Genomic DNA, 17,729 nt, shown 5'->3' with positions numbered 1-17,729 from the left:
AGCCTGTATCTTCGGTGGACAGAACGACGCAGGGCACAATGATGGGGCGGCGGAAGCTCGGTCCTCATCGTTTTGCCACTCACTCGAAAACGGCAAAATTTTCTTGACACAAACGCCGAAAGCTTTACACTTAAAGAATTAAGCGTAAGAATTCAGGTGAATCCGATGTCTGAGAATCTTCCCACCGATCGTGAATTGCAAATCCTCGGCGTGCTTTGGGCACGGGGCGAATCCACGGTCCGCGAGGTCTACGAGGAACTTCGTCGGCAGGGCGAAGGGTTGGCCCAAAATACCGTGCAGGCGTTTCTGCGTCTGATGCACGAGAAACAGCTGGTCACCTATCGCCAACAAGGCCGGGCGTTCGTGTATCGCGCGGCCGTCGCCCAGAAACGCACCCGCGGTCAACTGGTTGCGTCCCTGGTGCAACGCGCCTTTGACGGTGCCGTCGACGCGCTCGTGCAGAGCGCGTTTGATGCCAAGGCTCCCAGCGAAGAAGAACTGCAGCGGCTGGAAGAATTGCTGCGGCAACATCGGGCCGGCAAGAAAAAGTCACGCTGACCACCGCCAGCGGGAATCGGTTTCACTATTCGCCCACCATCTATCGGGACTCACTATGTTTGCCTTTGCGTTACATCCGCTCGATTCCGTTTGGATCAGTTCAGCGATCGTGTTGTCCTGTTTTTGGATCGGCAGTTTGTTGCATCGCAGCCCTGAACGCCGTCAACGATGTTGCGAAGCCGGGATTGTGATCGCGCTGGTGGTCGCTGCATTGGTGTTTGTTCCCCTGCCGCGTGCCGCGCCGTTTCAAGCCGCTCCCCGATCCCAAACTCTCAGTGCCGAAACGGTTGTCCGAGTCGCGCCAACCGCCTCCAGCACGCAGCAAAATCTTGCGACGCCGCTGGTCGACACGCACGAGTCGGCCGCGGCCGACGCTGTGGTTCCCTCCGCGGTTTCTACAAAGCCAGTCAAGGCGATACCGGCACCGATTCGTTGGCGGGCCGTGTTGATCGGCGCCTATTTTATGGGCGCGGGGTTGTGTGCAGCGTTCCTGTTGGTCGGGCGTCTGCGGCTGCGTTGGATCGAAGCGGTGGCGCGAGAGGAGCGTTCGGGTGACCTACCCCCGCACATTCGTTTGCTGATCAGCCCGCGTGCTCGCCGGCCCTATTGTTACGGCATCTTCCGGCCGCGGATTGTGATGCCGCCGGCCGTCGCTAAAAGCCCGCATTGTCAGCATGTGATTCGGCACGAAATGGTTCATCTGCAACGGTGCGATGGTTTCACGCGAATGTTGATAAACCTGGCGATGCCAGTTCTGTACCTCCATCCGTTCTATTGGTTGCTGCGACGGTCGGCGATCATGGCGTCGGAGCATGTAGCCGATACGATTGCCGCCCAGACGTCTTCGATTGATGCGTACTCGACGGGAATGATCGAATTGTCGCGATCGCTTCACACACCTCCGTTGTTGTTGTCGGTGGTGGGCGGCTGGAGCAACCCGTCCACGCTGACAAAACGGATCGAGTGGCTCTTCCAATCCGATCGCAAAACGCACCCGTGCACACTGCGTTGGTCCTGCATGACAGGCTCATTTGCGATTGCGTTGTTGGGCTTTGTAACGGTTTTGTTCGGGGTTGCACCGCAGAATGCACAATCGGGCGTGCTTGAAGCGGTCGGCGATCCGATCGCCGGCAGCATTTGGTCGATGACGCCGGATTTGCCCGGCAGTGCCGCGCGGATCAGGGACTGCGACGTCGAACACGTCCGCGGACAGGTTGTTGATGATGGAATGCCCGTTGCCGGTGCGGATGTCTGGGCGAGCGGCTTTGGTCGGATCGGTGGACGCGAGAAAGTCGTGACGGACCAGGACGGTCGGTTCGAACTCTCGTTACCTATCGATCCGCGGATGGCGATTCGGTCGTGGACCATCGCTGCCTTCCAGGGCGATCGATTCGGGCGATCCGGAACGGTGGACGATGATGGCAAGGTCACGATCGATCTCGATCCAGGCCGCGTGGCAGAATTCGAGGTCCGCGATCGAGCATCTGGAGACCTGATCTCTGCCGCACGCCTCTTTTTGCAGGACGGCCGGATCGTGGACGCCTCGGATGGGCGTTGTCGTGTTGGCGGCCTTGCCAAAGACCTGGTTCGGATGGTCGTCGTGGCACCAGGGTTTGCACGCCGCGCGATCGAGATCGACCTCTATTCCGAAGACCAAACGCCTCTGGTGGTCCATTTGGACAAGGGTGGTCGGATCCATGGACGCATCCTGGATCGAAGCGGGCAACCGGTCGCGGGCAACCCGGTCGGATTGATGGTCGGCCACCAAAGTCTTCAGCCGGCAATGCAGCAAATCACCGACGACAATGGCAGTTACTCCTTGTCCGGGATACCCGTCGATCAACCGGTGCGTTTGAGTGCCTATTCTCATAAAACCGCAGGCGGGTCTCGATGGGAAACCCAAACGGTCTCGGTCGATGCGGCCGATCTTTTGGAAGTGAATTTTGCCGTCGATGGTGACCACGCTGCTCCGCCGGAAACCCACTCGCCCGGCATCCGAGCTCTTTCATCAGATCGGCCGGATCCGGGGCGAGGTGCGGTCCGCGGTCAAGTGTTGTTGCCCAGCGGTGAACCGGCCCAGGAGTTTGAGCTGTCGTACCACTGGCCGCGCGACTGGAAGCCGGGCGAGGAAATCATCAGTGGCGGTCGAGTGGGCAACGCGTGCTTGTTCACTCCGGCGGACGGACGATTCGAGTTCACGGGGCTTCAGAAAGGCGGGACCTACCGACTGGTCGCTGCATCGCCAGGGTACCAGGATGCGGTGGTCTCTCGCGTGCACGCCGTGGCGGTGGATCAATTGGAATCGGCCCCGCCGATCAAATTGCAATTCAAACCTGCGACCGATGCGGTGGTCATGGTGGATGATGCGGGGGAGCAGCCCGTCGCCGGAGCCGATGTGTGGTTGGTTCCCGATCATCCGAAACGCCCGCTTGATGCAGACAAGTTTGACCGTCGTCGTCTGCATGGAAAAACTGATTCGCGCGGTCAGGTGCGATTTTCAAACGTTCCGTTTGCCGATGGGGTCCTGATCGTTGAAAAAGAGGGCAAGGGAACCAAGCAAGTTCCTTGGGACGGGACCAACGCCGCCGTCAGGCTGTTGAATTCCGCGAGCTTGAAGATCCAACTGGCACGTCCTACCGGGATCGCAAAACCGGTAACCGTTTTTCTGCAACGGAATGGAAGCAACCGCTTGACCGCGAAGGTGGCCGGCAGCGGAGATCGATTCGTTCTGTTTGAAAACCTGACCTCGGCAACCTACAAGCTGTCGATCGAGTCAGACGATTACCGACTGGGCAATGGAAAATGGCAGCAGGAAATCGGCCGGGTAAAACCAGGCAAGCAGACCGTCGTCACGTTGATGCTGAGAGAGGCTTCCAGTGGAAGGTAGGGCTTCGTGGGAAGAGCGTTTGGGCAAATTGCTAGCGGGAAGCGTAAGCGAGCGGCGCGCGTGATGATGGTGACGGTACGGAAGAGGCAGAATGATAAGGGGCAATACGATGGGGGCAGAATAATGGGGGCAGAATAATGGGGGCAGAATAATGGGGGAGACCCGGCAGCCGGAACGTAGGAGAGATTGGACTGGAGGGGGGGGGTGACTGACGAGCCAAGCTCCCTGTTCCACTGGACATCATTCTGCCCCGTATCATTTTGCCTTTTCTCCGTCGCCCCCAACATCGTCTCGCTGAGGTCGTGGGGGCGGACGGTTTGGGGGCGCATCGCCGATGGCTGGCCACTTTGTGATCTGCTAGCGTGGGCGGATGCGGATTCTTGGAACGCGACGCATGGTCGGCAGATCCGGTGGCTCCGGCTGGGGACTCAGCTTGTCGATCTCTCCGCCAGTGACTGCGGCGATGTCCCCGCGCCCCTGCAGCACGTCCACGATCCGCTGTCCCAACATCGGCGTGACAGTTCGGAAGTACGTGGCATTGGGCGTTCTTTCGTCCGACTCGAATTCGGCGTCCAGGTACAGTCCGTCGCGCGATCCGATCGCGTAGCAATCCCAAATGAAAACATTGTCACCGGGCTGATCCCAGTCATCGCGGACCCAGCGGAAAAACTCGTTGGCTCGAAGCGCAGCGTCCCGATTGACCCGACGCCTCGATGGCGCCGGGCCGGTCCAGATCACGAATCGAGTCTCGGGATGCTGACGCAGTCGCTTTTTGATTGTGTCATATTGCAGCTGGTGGTTTTGCAATGATTTCAGGGGCGACGCGATCTCGCCTTTCCGAGCGTCCACGTTGACCTGACGGATCGCCGGGCTGTGTTTCAAGACGATCAGATCGTACTGCGATGCCAAGCTCTCCAGCGATTGTTCCTCCCAGCTTCCGATCGGTCCGGGCTGACGCACCGACAGATTCCAAACGAAACCCGGCGTCTCTCCCCGAACCGTCTTGGATGTCGTTGTGAATGTCATTGAAGCGATCGAGTACCGTGCCGCGCGGGCTCTGTTGTAGGACTCGATCCACTGTGTCGTCGGTGTCGTCCACAACTGGTGTTGCGGTGTGCTGTCGAGCAACAGAATTCTGTTACTCTGGCCGTCGGCCGTTCGATCCGTCTTGGCCCGCCGCGCTGCGGCGCCCGGCAAGGGTAATATGGTGCGTCGGTCCCCCCGTCGCGCTTCGATGCCGCGACGCTGGGTCGACGTCGGTGGCGGAGGAGGATCGACGGTGGGGGCGGTCGCAGCCGCTGTCTCGGCCGCCGTCGGTTCGCCCACCGGATCCGCTGCACCCTCATCGTCGTCCGCCAGGTCGCCCACTTCATGGCGGATCGTCCAATCGCTTTCCAGAATCAACCAGTTCGGCTCGGTCGTGCTGACGGGAAACGTGAATCGTCGCAATTCTTCCGGAACGCGGTCCGGGTCCTTTCCTTCCTCCCCGATCGCAACACGATGACGGAAGACGATGGCCAGTATCTCGGGGACCGTTTCTTTACCGATTTGGATGATGACATGCCGATGCGAGGCGTCGTCCGCGTAGATCGGGTTGTAACCGCCTGTGTCAATCAATTCAGCATAGCCATCGGGCAATTCCGATGCTGGGTCTGGAACCCGCTGCTGTCTCCCATCGGGTTGAATTTGAACCGGATACGGTAACAAATCCGTTCCCGTGTTGTTGTACAGCCAAAGCTCATATCCTTGTGCGTCTTGGCCGCCGATCACAAGGAAGCATGCCACGACGATGGACGAAAGGAGACGCGAGAATGCGGTTTTGAAGCGGCGAGTCGGCTGCCGTCGAACAGAGTGAAACATTGCTGATCATCTTCCCTCGGCACACCCTGTGGGGCGCCGACACGAAGGGGTTGCCGTCGTCCGATGCCGCGGTGGTATCGGAGGGCATCGCGACGAGCATATCGAGGCGGTTAGTCCTTCTTCTTGACCGGCGGTCTGATCCGGATCCGCGGTTTGATCTCGTTGACAGGTGGCGCGATTTGGCGTGGTTTGACTTGACGCGGTTTGATCACCGACGGGGTGCTTGGTCCGGCTTTAATTTGTCGGACGCTCACGGATTTGACGTTGCCTTGAGCGTCGATCGACTCCCGATTCAGCGTCAATGTGCCCAGGTTGGCCGCGGTGTTGAATCGTAGCGCCCCGTCAGAGCCCAGTCTGATGTCTACAAAGTCCGCCTGCAGGGGAACCGATTGCACACGCTGCACCGCCAACGCATTTTGTGACGCCTTGAAGTCGGCGAACGCAATCGTGGCACGCGTCCCGGTGCCCCCGCGTTGGCGAACTCGAATGCCGTCGGCAAGGTTGGCCATCGATCGAATCTCAACGTCCACCGCGACTCCCGGTTCACCGCGAACCTGCCACAATTTGCCGTTTTGAAGAACGGTCACGGCGGCGGACTGGTTGGCGGCGGTTACGGAGGTCTGCAGTTTCAGGTTTTGCAGTTGGACGTTGTTTCCGAAGTACGCTGCCCGGGCTTTCTCGACCGATCCGCCCAAGCGGTTACTCAAGGCTTGGTGGATTTCTGGCAGACGTTCGGTGGCGACGCGATCGATCGTGCGACTTGAACTCGGCCGGATCTTGACACGCTGTTGTGTCAGGGGAACGATCGGCAGGATGTTACGACCCAGCCCGCGCGGCGACGTGTCCAGATCCGCCATGCTTTGCGGGTTGGAACGCCGGAACAGTTTGCGGTTTTGGCTGTCGAGCACTTGTTCGACCCGTGTGCCCTCGCCGAAAACAATGATGAACACGTCAATGATGTTGGTCGGGATCTTGAACCACGCGCGTGTTTCGTTCCAAGGGACGTAGGTCAGCACGCCGTCCTCATGGGACCACACCCTTCCGTCAGCCATTGTGAAGCTCCACTGATCGCCCGAGATTCGCATCGGTTGCAAATGGGGGTAGCGCTGTCCGCCGGCGCGGCCACTGTAGGGCCGGTTGGAGTCGTAGAGCAATAGGTCGTAGACGGGGGGCTGTCCGCGTTGGCCCGATTTAGTGCATGAAAACACCGTCATCGTGTGCCCGTCCCAATGATTGCTGATCGACAGCATGCCGGCTTGATAGCTCGACGAACGTGTGTCCTGGTAGATTTGTTCTGCATTGGCCGACGGTGATCGCAGCACTGAATCGAGCGTATGACGCAGGAATTCCACCGACAGTTGCTGCCAATGGCGTGTGTTGATGTCCAGCCGCAACGGGTCGTCCGTTGGCAACTCCCGTGTGCCCACGAATCGAGGTGGATAGGCGTCGCCGATCCCTTCGCGCAAGTCGCCAGAAAACGGCGTCCTTAAACCCCGAGATTGATAGATTTCCTCGGCCAATAGCGACATGCCAAAACAATTCCCTTCGGCAAGCGTGTCGCGGAACGCGTAGAACAACGGCCATGCAATGATCGTGTCGAGTGCATGCTCACGATTGAGCCGAAACGCCTCTTCAAACGTGTCCCACCGCAGCCGGTCGGTGCCAAAATTGTGGAACGCCCAGGTGTCGGCCCCCGCATCGGGACAGCACCGTTGGGCGAACGCTCGCTCAGAAATCCCAAACGCGATGATCAAGACGGCAATCGGCGCCGCGCACCAGCCGCCATGTATGAGAGGTTTCATGATCAGTCCCCCGTGTCGTGTTTGAAATCCGTCTGGATCGGATCGCGCGGAGCCGCACACCCAACGCGACTGCTGAGTCTCCAAGCTGCAAGTCATGCGCCGCTGCCCGAAACCAAAGTGGTTTTCGAGAATCGTCGACGAATCTACTGTGGCGCGACCCTGTCCGGATGAACGTGTTTCCGATCCGCACGGATCACCGACGCACAGGCACACTGCGATGGTGCGGTCGTGTCACGTCAAGCAGGTTGGGCAAAACGAAAGGGGCAAACCAATGGGAAAGAAATGGCAGAATGATACGGGGCAGAATTATGGGGGAGACCAGGCAGGCGGAACGTCTGAGAAATTGGACTGGGGGGACTGACGAAGCAAGCCTTGTTCCGCTGGGCCTTGTTCCGCTGGGCATCATTCTGCCCGGTCTCATTCTGCCTCCCCTCTACTACACCCGCCATCGTCTCGCCGTGCAGCAGCGAGCCCGGCGAGTGAGTGGATCCTTCTTCTCCGCAAACCTACTGCGCTTGGCGGTTGATCGGTTCGTCGACGACGATGGATTTCGGGAAGTCCGCCGCCTCGTTGCCGCCGCGCTCGTCCCAACGCTTGTTTTGGCTGCCGCCTTTGGGCTGGTTCATCGGAATGTCCATCCCGCCGGCATCGCCGAGCATCGCGTACAGTTTGTCTTCCATTTCCTTGGCAACGGCCTTGTAGTCCGGGTCATTGATCAAGTTCTTGGTTTCACCCGGGTCGGTCGTCAGGTCATAAAGCTCGTCGACGTCCCACAGTCCGTAGTAGGTGATGTACTTGAAGCGATCGCCACGCAGGGCAAACTGGGTCGGCGATTGCGGAAAATTCTTCTCCCAGTAGTAGACGTACAGGAAGTAGTCCCGCCACGGCATCTCGGGCTTGTTAGGGATCTCCAAAAAGCTTTCTCCGTCCATGTAGTCGGGGGTCTGCAGGCCGGCGGCGTGCAGGATGGTCGGGCCGACGTCGATGTTGCCGATCACGTTTTCGATCACCTTGCCGCCTTCGAACAAATTGGGGCACTGCATCATCATTGGGACGCGAATGGATGCTTCATAGGAAACGCGTTTGTCAATCAGGCCGTGTTCCCCCCACATGAATCCGTTGTCGCCCATGTAGATCACCAAGGTGTCGTCATGGACGCCCATGTCTTTGAGTTGTTGCAGCACTCGACCGACGCTGTCGTCGACCGCCAGGATGGATTCGCAGTAGCGGCGGTACAGGTAATCCAACCCCTTGTCGCTGTGGTACGAGAAATCGATGCCGTGCCAACTGTTGCGTTGGTCGCGAACCCATCGCGGGGCGTCGTTTTCCGCCTTGATGTTTTCACCGCGGGGCAAGAAGCTCAGGTCGGCGTCGGCGTAGCGTCCTTGGTGACGTTTGGCGGGGGTGAAATTAGCGTGCACGGCCTTGTGCGACAGGTACATGAAAAACGGATCGTCGCCGTCGCGGTTCTTCAACCAGTCGACGGCATAGTCCGTCAGTTCGTCGGTGATGTAGCCCTTTTGCTTGACGCGTTCCCCGTTGACGTTCAGCGTGTAGTTGGGGCCCGGGGGCAGGTAGTTGCCTTGGCCGCGAAAGCTGATCCAGTGGTCAAAGCCCGGCCGCGGATCGTCATGGTGCCCGCCCATGTGCCACTTGCCGATGAACGCCGTTTCGTATCCGGCACGCTGCAGGTACTGTGGAAAAAACTTGGTTCCTTCGGGCACCAAGCGATTGTTGTCGATCACGCGGTGCTTGTGCGTGTACAGGCCGGTCAAGATCGAGGCGCGACTGGGGGAGCACAAGCTGGTGGTGACGAACGCGTTCTTCAGGTGCGCGCCGTTGGCCGCCAGCGAATCCAGGTGGGGCGTTTCCAGGAACGGGTGCCCGGCAAATCCCATCGCGTCGAAACGGTGATCGTCGGTCAGAATAAAGACGACGTTGCGGGGTTTGACACCATTGCGAGGCGGAGTCGGGGGCAGGTCAGCCGATCGCGCGTCGGTGTGGACCAAAAAGAGAACCGCGACGGCGAGCGCCAGCGGTTTGGTGAAAAAGCACGAGTGGGGAATCATCGTGGGGAGAGGCTCCGAACTTTCGGTGGGAATCAGACAAACGGCAGAGGCCGTAGTCTAAACCGAAATCGAAGCACTTGCGAACCGTCGCTCGGTAGCGGAACTCGCCAAGAGTTTCGGCGGGCTGTCGTTCGGTAGCGGAACTCGCCAAGAGTTTCGGCGGGCTGTCGTTCGGTAGCGGAACTCGCCAAGAGTTTCGGCCGGCTGTCGTTCGGTAGCGGAACTCGCCAAGAGTTTCGGCCGGCAGCACTTCGCCAAGAGTTTCGGCCGGCAGCACTCCGCCAAGAGTTTCGGCCGGCGGGACTCCGCCCGGTGGGACGCGAAAGCCTTGGCGGCTTCCGCTACGAGTGGCTAAACGTTAGCGCCCCGGTCGCGTCGCGATCCGTTGGCCTTTGGGACGCAGCACATACACCTTCGGGTCATCGACCACGAACGTGGTGCTCCAGCGGTGTCCGTCGTCGGCACTGCAGACGTTGTAGAAGAACGTGCGGAACCGCTCGGCTCGATAACCGTAAGGGTATTGGCTGGTGATGTAGTCGTCCTCGGTCAAATCGTCCACGCCGGGTGACGCGTAGTAGTGCACCATGCCATCGGGCGTCACACTCATGCCCATTGTCCACCAACCGGTCGTGGTGATCTGCGGCCCACGGAAGTCACCGCCGCGTTGGTTGCCGCGGATTCGCAAGTAGGCGTAGTCGTGTTCCTTTCGCGTCGTCGATTTGCTTTCGAATTCGACGAACATCCCCGGCCAGTAGACTTCGTTGCCCATTTCCTGGGTCGTACGTTTAAAGATCCCGACGCCAACTTCCTTGTCGACCATCGCGGTGGTTTCCAGTGCCAGTCGGAAGCCGAAGTGCGGGCCGCTGCGGTTTTCCCAACTTTCCACCGGCGGCAAGAAGACGCGGGTGGTCACACTGGGAACCTCGGCGATATCCACGCGTCGTTTCAGCCGGTACTGCACGTTGGCGACGAAGTCGTCCTGGTGCATTTTCCCGCTCGGTCGTCCGGGCAGCCCGGTGAACTTGCTGCGCATCAGCAGCGCGCCCTTGCTGCCGGGGATCCCACCGGGCGGCGTGTCGACGCGTTGCACCACATCGGGATGACCGCGTTTGATGCCTTCGTACCAACGACCGTTGTTGCTGCGCCCCATCGGACCGCGCTGGTTCTCGTCGATGTCCTCGGTACTTTTGGGGTTCCGCGGGATATAGCTCCAATTGGGGTCCTCAAAGTCGTCCGACACGCCAACGATTTCGCTGCCCGTCCCCGGAACGACGGGACGTTGGGCGTTGGCATCGTTTCCGGAGGTCGCCAAAGAGGCGATCAGGGTGACGGCCAGTCCTCGGCCGCACCATTTTGAAGCGGCGGCAAAGGTTTCCATGAGCGAGTGTGTCATCGCTTTTTCCGTTGGTTTGGATCAAATCGTCAGCGTGAAACAACGGAGATCGGCCATCGCTGGGCAGATGGCAATGGTGGCGCACCCGCGCATGCGGTGTCGCAACGGCCCTCCCTTGTCAAGACAGATCGGCAGCCGATTGCAAGATCTGTAACGGTTTTCCCGATTTCAGCGGTGACCGCCTTTCTGCCCCCGCGATGCCGCGGAAGGTTGCTTGGCGTTTTGGGGTGGGCTAGGCTCTGTCTCATGCCGGAGAGTCGGTGGCCCGCTTCAGTGCAAACGGGTGCAAGCGCGTGAGTGGTGGTGCTCAGGCTTTTGGGCAATACCACCTACTCTATGAGCCGACGGCGCTAGCCGCGGGCCTTGGATTACCATGCCAGACTTGTAAGGCCCGAGGCTAGCGCCGAAGGCTCAGTTCGGGAATCGAAAGAAGGTGGTATTGGGCTTTAGCCGCCACTTTCGCAGCTTCGCAGCGACCGGGAGTCGCCTAAAGGCTAGACACCAACGATTGCGGATTCCTCCACACCACGTTGCTTGAGAACTCAATGCGTTTCGTCTTCATCTTGCTGTTGGCAGGTTGCTTCACGTCCGACGGCCTTGCGAACACGATCACCGAAGCGGAACGTGAATTCTTTGAATCGAAGATCCGTCCGGTGTTGGTCGAACACTGCTACCAGTGTCACAACGCGACCGATTCGGCCGAAGGCGGGTTGGTGGTCGATCACCGCGAGGCGCTGCTGCGGGGAGGTGACGGCGGCGCCGTGATCGTCGACGGCGATCCGGCGGCAAGCCGGCTGATCAAGGTGCTGCGGCACGAGATCGATGGGCTGGAGATGCCCGCAGGCGGCCCCAAACTGGACGAACAGGTTGTGCGCGATTTTGAACGTTGGATTCGCATCGGCTTGCCCGATCCACGCGACGAACCGCCCTCCGGGGACGAACTTCGGGAATCGAATTCATGGGCGCAAACGCTGCAGCGACGGCGACAGTGGTGGAGTCTTCAGCCGATCAGCGCGGTTCAGCCCCCCGCCGACGATGACTCCGCAAACCCGGTCGACCGCTTCATCAATGCCGCCATTGAATCCAACGGCTTACAGGCGTCACCGGTGGCCGATCCCGCAACGTTGGTGCGGCGTTTGTCGTTCGCGATTGTCGGATTGCCACCGTCACCCGAAGACGCCACCACCTGGACTCGCCGCATCAAAACCGCGGTGGACCGAGACGCGGTGGTTGGCGAATTGATCGACGAGCTACTGGCCAGCCACCGTTTCGGTCAACGCTGGGCGAGGCATTGGATGGATTGGATTCGCTACGCCGAATCCCACGGCAGTGAAGGCGACCCGGGGATTGAAAATGCGTGGCACTATCGCGATTACTTGATCCGTGCGCTCAACCAAGACGTTCCCTATGATCAACTGCTCAAGGAACACATCGCCGGCGACTTGTTGCCCGAGCCGAGAATCAACACCGAACTGGGAATCAACGAATCGGCGATCGGCACGGCGCACTGGCGAATGGTGTTTCATGGCTTCGCACCGACCGACGCGTTGGATGAAAAGGTGCGGTTCATCGACGACGAAATCAATGTCTTTAGCAAGGCATTCCTGGGGCTGACCGTTTCCTGCGCCCGCTGTCATGACCACAAGTTTGATGCCATCAGCCAAGCGGACTACTACGCCTTGTTCGGTATCTTGGCGTCCTGCCGGCCCGGACGCAACGTGGTCGATGTGAAGGATAAACAGGAACTTCACCGCGCGAGGCTGGCCGAGTTGAAGTTGCAGCTGCGCGATGCAATGGCGGAGCGTTGGTTGGGCGAGGCCGCGACGGCAGCCGAGCGATTCGTAGAACCCGACGCCAAATCCGACAAGCCGTCCGGCGTGGTGCGTGCCCTCGATCAGGTCCGCAAATCGATCGCCGGTGGCAGGTCGTTTTCGGATGCTTGGCAACGGGTCGCCGACCAACAGCTGGATCGACGCGAGGTGGTGGAATCATTCTTTCACGTTTCGGATTCGCCGCATTGGGACTTGGCGGACCAGGATGCGAGCCGGCAATGGCATTCGTACGGGCTCGGACTGGAGGGCTCGTCACAGGCCGGGCAGTTTTCCATCGCCGGCGACGATTCTGGGATCTTGGCCGGCATCTATCCGGCCGGTGTCTACACCCACGGTCTTTCGACGAAGCATCCCGGACGGCTGACGTCGCCCGACTTCGAGTTGGCGGAAAACCAGGCCGTGGTTGCCGAAGTGACCGGGCAGAACGATGCGAGTTTGCGGTACGTCGTCCAGGACTATCCGCGCACCGGAACCGTGTACCCGGTCACGCGTCTCAATGCCGATTGGAGATTCCAGCGATACGATCTTTCGTACTGGAGCGGTGACTCAATTCATTTGGAGTTGGCAACTGCGATGGACGCGCCGTTGTTAACGTCGAATCAACCGCGATCTTGGTTCGGCGTGCGGCGGATTGTTGTGACGGACAAGGATCGCCCGGTTCCCCCTTCCCCTGACGAAGGATTCTTGGCGGTCATCGCGGATGCTCAAGCGGACTTGCCCGAGAACTGGTCCGACGTGCAGACGCAACTGCAATCGGCGATCGAAGCGGCGATCAAGGGATGGCGGTCGGATTCGATGACCGACGAGCAAGCGATCCTGTTGGATGATTGTTTGCACACCGGCGCGCTGCCGAACTCCTTGCAACGGCTTCCGGGGCTCAGCGCATTGGTCAGCCGATACCGGAGCTTGGAAAACGAGATTCCCGTTCCGACGCGCGTCCCCGGGCTGGAAGAGTCCGTGGGAACCGATCAACCGCTGATGGTTCGAGGTAGCCACAAGCATTTGGCCGATCCTGTGCCGCGGCGGTTTCTCGAAGTGATCGATGACAGCCCCTATGAGTCTCCGATCAGCGGACGCGTTGAATTGGCCGAGGATTTGTTGCGCGACGATAATCCGCTGACGAAGCGTGTGATCGTCAATCGAATTTGGCATCACCTGTTCGGCCGCGGACTGGTGTCCACGCCCGACAATTTTGGACGCCTGGGCAATCCGCCGTCCCATCCCGAATTGCTCGACTACTTGGCGACGCGTTTCGCCCGCGAGGGGTGGTCGATCAAGAATTTGATCCGGCTGGTCGTGTCATCGGAAACGTGGCAACGTTCGTCCATGCCCTTGCCCGGCGTTCAGCAAGCGGATCCGGAAAACGTGTACTTGGCTCGGGCAAACGTGCGTCGATTGGAAGCCGAAGCGATTCGAGATTCGTTGCTCAGTGTGTCCGGCAACTTGGATGACCGACTGGGCGGTCCGCCGGTCCCTGCCTCATCGCCGCGCCGCAGTGTCTATGTGCGTGTGATCCGCAACAACCTGGATCCGTTTCTGCGCGCGTTCGACTTTCCCGAACCCTTCAGCAGTGTCGGTCGACGCGATGTCACGAACGTTCCGGCTCAATCGCTCGCAATCATGAACGATGCCCAGATCACAAACATCGCCAACGATTGGACACGCCGAACACAAGCGACGTTCGAAACCGAGGGCGATGCGGGGGCGATCTCGCAGCTGTTTCTGCAAGCGTTCTCAAGAGAGCCGACTGAACGCGAAATTGACCAATCCCAAGCGTTCGTCGCCGAGATGCGTTCGGAGTTTGACCGCCGCGGTCGCGAAAGGTCGGAATTGGAATCACAAGTCAAACGCGTCGAATCCGCCATCAACGCACGCTGGGACGGCGCCCGGCAAAGGCTGGCCGAAGGCGCCGAAACGAACGACGCACCGCCAACGACGGACGTCCCCGATCCAATCGGTCATTGGGACTTTACCGAGGGATTGGAGGATCGGGTTGGTAGCGCAAACGTGACGCTGAAGGGCGGCGCCGTCCAGAATCAACACGGATTGATCGTCCGCAACGGCGGTTATGCGGTGACCGATCCGATCGCAACCCCGGTCGCGCAAAAGACGATGGAAGTTTGGCTGAAATTGGCGTCGCTTGATCAACGTGCCGGCGGCGCGATGACATTGCAGTCACCTGACGGAATTAATTTTGACGCCATCGTGTTCGCCGAGCGTGATGCCCGCCAATGGCTCGCCGGCAGCAACAGTTTTCGACGCACCGAGCCATTCGACGGACCAAAGGAAACGTTGGCCGATTCCCAGGTGGTGCATTTTGCGATCACCTATGATGCCGACGGTCTGATCACCGGCTACCGCAACGGACAACCGTACGGAAAATCGTATCGCAGTGCCGGTCCGCTTTCGTTTGCCGCCGGACAATCAATCGTCGGTTTCGGGGTGCGTCACTTGCCGGCTGTCGGAAACCGCCTGCTTTCCGGGACGATTTTGGAGGCCAGGCTTTATGACCGAGCGCTTTCGCCAGACCAGATCGCCGCATCGGCCGAGCACTCGGCATCGTACGATTCCGAAGAGTTGCTGCTGGATCAACTGACCGAAGTCGAACGGACGGAGATGCAACGGGACCGTGCGTCGCTTGCTGAATTGAACCGTCAACTGAAATCGATTCCGCTGTCAGAATTCGATCCCGAGGGACAGGCTTGGTCGGAACTGGCCCGCGCGTTGTTGTCGTTCAAGGAGTTCATTTATGTCCGCTGATCACCGTTCAATGATTCCCGTGGGCTCGAAGCCGTCGCGAAGGTGCTTTTTGGAGCGCTGCTCGACCGGGTTCGGTGCGGCGGCGCTGACGGCGATGATGCACGGTCGGGGGTTCGGCGACACGTCCGAGAGCGAGGGGGAACCGGTGCTGCCCGCCGGCGCAGCGCTGCGGCGATTTCATCACGCCCCGAAAGTCAAACATGTGATCTTTTGCTACATGTCCGGTGGCGTTTCCCATGTCGATTCATTCGATCCGAAACCGAAGCTGGAACAACTGCACGGGCAACCGATGCCGGTGCAAGTGGAACGGACGCAGTTCAATCGCAACGGCAACGTGATGGCCAGCCCGTTTAAATTCACACCCTCTGGCGAATCGGGAATGCCGATCAGCGACATGTTTCCCGAAATCGCTTCGGTCGCCGACGAGCTGGCCGTGGTGCGGTCAATGACCACGGCTGTCAATGAACACGCCCAAGGCAACTTCGTGATGCACTCCGGATTTCCGTTCATGGGGCATCCCAGCGCGGGGGCGTGGTGTTCCTACGGCTTAGGAAGCGAGAATGAGAATCTGCCGGGGTTTGTGGTGCTGCAAAGCGGCAGTGCGGTCGTGCCGCACGGCGGACTGAGTTTATTCAGCAGCGGATTCCTGCCCGCACAACACCAAGGGTCGATCTTAAAAGCGGATCAAGCCGAAGCGATCCGCAACATCCGCCCACGCGGACTGCGAGACGACCAGCGTCGGCGAATGGAGTTTGCGAAATCGTTCGATGAACAATTCCTAAGCGATACCGGTGGGGACGCGCAGGTCGAAGCGGCGATCGAGAATTACGAAACGGCATTCCGCATGCAGACGTCGGTCCCAGAGCTGTGTGACATCGGCGGCGAGAGCGAGTTGACCCGACGCCAATACGGATTGGATTCCAGCGATCCAGAAAAGGCAGCGTATGCGCGACAGTGTCTGCTGGCGCGACGATTGGTGGAACGTGGCGTCCGGTTTGTGGAACTGAGTTGCTTGACCAAGGGCATCGGTGCCGGCGGTGCCGCCAATCCCTGGGATCAGCACGGGGACTTGGAGAAAGGACACCGGGCGATGAGCTTTCAAGTCGACCAGCCGATCGCCGCCTTGATCAAGGACTTGCGGGCACGCGGGTTGTTGGAGGAAACGTTGATCGTTTGGGCCGGAGAGTTCGGGCGGACGCCGTTTTCACAAGGCAGCAACGGACGCGATCACAACCCACAAGGGTTCAGTGTTTGGTTGGCCGGCGGCGGGGTGAAAGGCGGAACGGTCTACGGTGCGACCGATGAACTGGGCTACCACGCTGTTGAAAACACTTGCACGGTCTATGACCTGTGGGCCACGGTGTTGCATCTGTTGGGCGTCGATCACGAGAAATTGACCTATCGCTACAGCGGACGTGACATGCGGCTGACCGACGTCTTCGGCAACGTCCTCACGGATATCCTGGGCTAACGCGATCACTTCCCAAACGTGCTTTGGACCAGCACCATCATTTCGCCCTGGTTGTCGGTCGGGTCGATGTCGAACATCTTTAAAAACAAACGTCCGGATTTGTCCGCGACGAAATCGCCGCCGTTTTTGACGACGAAAGGCTTGGCCGTTTCGAGGTCACCGGGCGAGGAGGCGATCACGCCGATCAGTGTGCCCAGTTTGATGCGGGAGTCACGCGGTTTCATCTTTTCCGGGATCTCCACGCCCTCGGGACCCGTTTCCAACACGACTTTCCAAGTGCCTTTGACTTCCACGTGCACCGGCATGCCCTTTTGCAGCTGAGCGCCGGAATCTTGCCAGCCGCCCGATGCTTCCACGCGGACGACCTGACGATCCCGCATCGACTGCATCTGCAGCATCCGTTTCACGCCCGCCTCGGCCTCGGGGTACTTGGGCACCAGACGCGACATCGCCTCAAAGACCTCCCGTGCCTTGTCGTATTGCTTCTTGCGTTCGTATTCCCCGGCCAGCTTTTCCGCTTTGACGATGAATTCCTTGTGCAGCGACAGCAATTCGGGATCGCTGGGCAGATCCGGCTGATTCTTCGCGGCGTCCTTGACCGCCTGATCCATCCGCCGCTGCAGTTGTTGTTGCTGCTGTTGAAATCGCTTCAAGTTCGCATTTTGAGCGAACACGGATTGCGGGGAATCGGTCGCCAAGCAGGCGGCGAAGAAAACAAACAGGAGAGGGATTCGATGCATGGTCGGAGAAGGCTTTCGTGACGGCGTCTTGCGAGGTCATACCAAGGGTAGCTTTAGAACGTGCAAACCGAGCATTTGTCATTCGAAAACCGCAAAACAGTGCAAATTGTGGAACCGCTGTCCTCAGCTGTTCCCGCAAGGAAACGCAGCGTCCCTTCCCCGGGGAGCAACGCTCCGCCGCCTGCGGGGAGAACGATTGTGACAATGGCTCTCCACAGCACTGTGGAACCGCCGTGCCGGTTTTCGATTCGTTGCGATCACGTGAAGTTTCGTAACCGGTTGGAGGTTGGTCAAAAAATGGGTTGGTCAAAAAATGGGAGTGCTGGCGGGGAGGGGGGGCGGGCAGAGTTTATTTTT

General features: G+C 59.5%; 9 protein-coding genes. 4 read left to right on the top strand and 5 right to left on the bottom strand.

The window, feature by feature from the left end; genetic code table 11:
- Positions 1 to 165 precede the first annotated feature (165 nt).
- Entirely contained in the window at positions 166 to 558 is a 393-nt protein-coding gene (locus H1B37_RS30555; protein WP_182871080.1) for a BlaI/MecI/CopY family transcriptional regulator, read from the top strand.
- Between the two features lie 55 nt (positions 559 to 613).
- Positions 614 to 3,445, top strand: coding sequence for a M56 family metallopeptidase (locus tag H1B37_RS30550; RefSeq protein ID WP_182871079.1), 2,832 nt, complete (start codon positions 614 to 616; stop codon positions 3,443 to 3,445).
- Positions 3,446 to 3,802: 357 nt separating this feature from the next.
- On the opposite strand, the gene H1B37_RS30545 is transcribed toward H1B37_RS30550, so the two are convergent.
- From H1B37_RS30545 to H1B37_RS30530, 4 genes are all read right to left on the bottom strand, one after another.
- Positions 3,803 to 5,305 (bottom strand): hypothetical protein, encoded by a 1,503-nt coding sequence (locus tag H1B37_RS30545; RefSeq protein ID WP_182871078.1) that lies wholly within the window; start codon positions 5,303 to 5,305, stop codon positions 3,803 to 3,805.
- A 110-nt stretch (positions 5,306 to 5,415) separates the two neighbouring features.
- Positions 5,416 to 7,107 carry a hypothetical protein gene (locus tag H1B37_RS30540; RefSeq protein ID WP_182871077.1) on the bottom strand — a complete coding sequence of 564 codons (1,692 nt, stop codon included), beginning with the start codon at positions 7,105 to 7,107 and terminating at the stop codon, positions 5,416 to 5,418.
- A gap of 506 nt (positions 7,108 to 7,613) precedes the next feature.
- A complete protein-coding gene (locus H1B37_RS30535; protein WP_182871076.1) occupies positions 7,614 to 9,176 on the bottom strand; it encodes a sulfatase family protein in 1,563 nt (520 codons plus the stop codon).
- A gap of 358 nt (positions 9,177 to 9,534) precedes the next feature.
- Positions 9,535 to 10,569: a hypothetical protein gene (locus H1B37_RS30530; protein ID WP_286178393.1), complete on the bottom strand. Its 1,035-nt coding sequence runs from the start codon at positions 10,567 to 10,569 to the stop codon at positions 9,535 to 9,537.
- Between the two features lie 545 nt (positions 10,570 to 11,114).
- On the opposite strand from H1B37_RS30530, the gene H1B37_RS30525 reads away from it, so the two are divergent.
- A complete protein-coding gene (locus tag H1B37_RS30525) occupies positions 11,115 to 15,161 on the top strand; it encodes a DUF1553 domain-containing protein (protein ID WP_182871075.1) in 4,047 nt (1,348 codons plus the stop codon).
- A gap of 49 nt (positions 15,162 to 15,210) precedes the next feature.
- Entirely contained in the window at positions 15,211 to 16,632 is a 1,422-nt protein-coding gene (locus H1B37_RS30520) for a DUF1501 domain-containing protein (protein ID WP_286178392.1), read from the top strand.
- A 5-nt stretch (positions 16,633 to 16,637) separates the two neighbouring features.
- Here H1B37_RS30520 and H1B37_RS30515 read toward each other — a convergent pair whose 3' ends face one another.
- A complete protein-coding gene (locus tag H1B37_RS30515) occupies positions 16,638 to 17,372 on the bottom strand; it encodes a hypothetical protein (protein WP_182871073.1) in 735 nt (244 codons plus the stop codon).
- Positions 17,373 to 17,729: the final 357 nt, after the last annotated feature.

This window comes from Stieleria mannarensis (assembly GCF_014154935.1).
Taxonomy (GTDB): domain Bacteria; phylum Planctomycetota; class Planctomycetia; order Pirellulales; family Pirellulaceae; genus Stieleria; species Stieleria mannarensis.
Note: the sequence above shows the minus strand (reverse complement) of the source record. Positions and strands in the feature narration are given on the sequence as shown.

Excerpts from the sequence above, each read along its gene's own strand:
- H1B37_RS30545 (WP_182871078.1), bottom strand. The coding sequence starts at position 5,305 with ATGTTTCACTCTGTTCGACGGCAGCCGACTCGCCGCTTCAAAACCGCA.
- H1B37_RS30530 (WP_286178393.1), bottom strand. The coding sequence starts at position 10,569 with ATGACACACTCGCTCATGGAAACCTTTGCCGCCGCTTCAAAATGGTGC.
- H1B37_RS30555 (WP_182871080.1), top strand. The coding sequence starts at position 166 with ATGTCTGAGAATCTTCCCACCGATCGTGAATTGCAAATCCTCGGCGTG.
- H1B37_RS30525 (WP_182871075.1), top strand. The coding sequence starts at position 11,115 with ATGCGTTTCGTCTTCATCTTGCTGTTGGCAGGTTGCTTCACGTCCGAC.
- H1B37_RS30515 (WP_182871073.1), bottom strand. The coding sequence starts at position 17,372 with ATGCATCGAATCCCTCTCCTGTTTGTTTTCTTCGCCGCCTGCTTGGCG.
- H1B37_RS30550 (WP_182871079.1), top strand. The coding sequence starts at position 614 with ATGTTTGCCTTTGCGTTACATCCGCTCGATTCCGTTTGGATCAGTTCA.
- H1B37_RS30540 (WP_182871077.1), bottom strand. The coding sequence starts at position 7,107 with ATGAAACCTCTCATACATGGCGGCTGGTGCGCGGCGCCGATTGCCGTC.
- H1B37_RS30535 (WP_182871076.1), bottom strand. The coding sequence starts at position 9,176 with ATGATTCCCCACTCGTGCTTTTTCACCAAACCGCTGGCGCTCGCCGTC.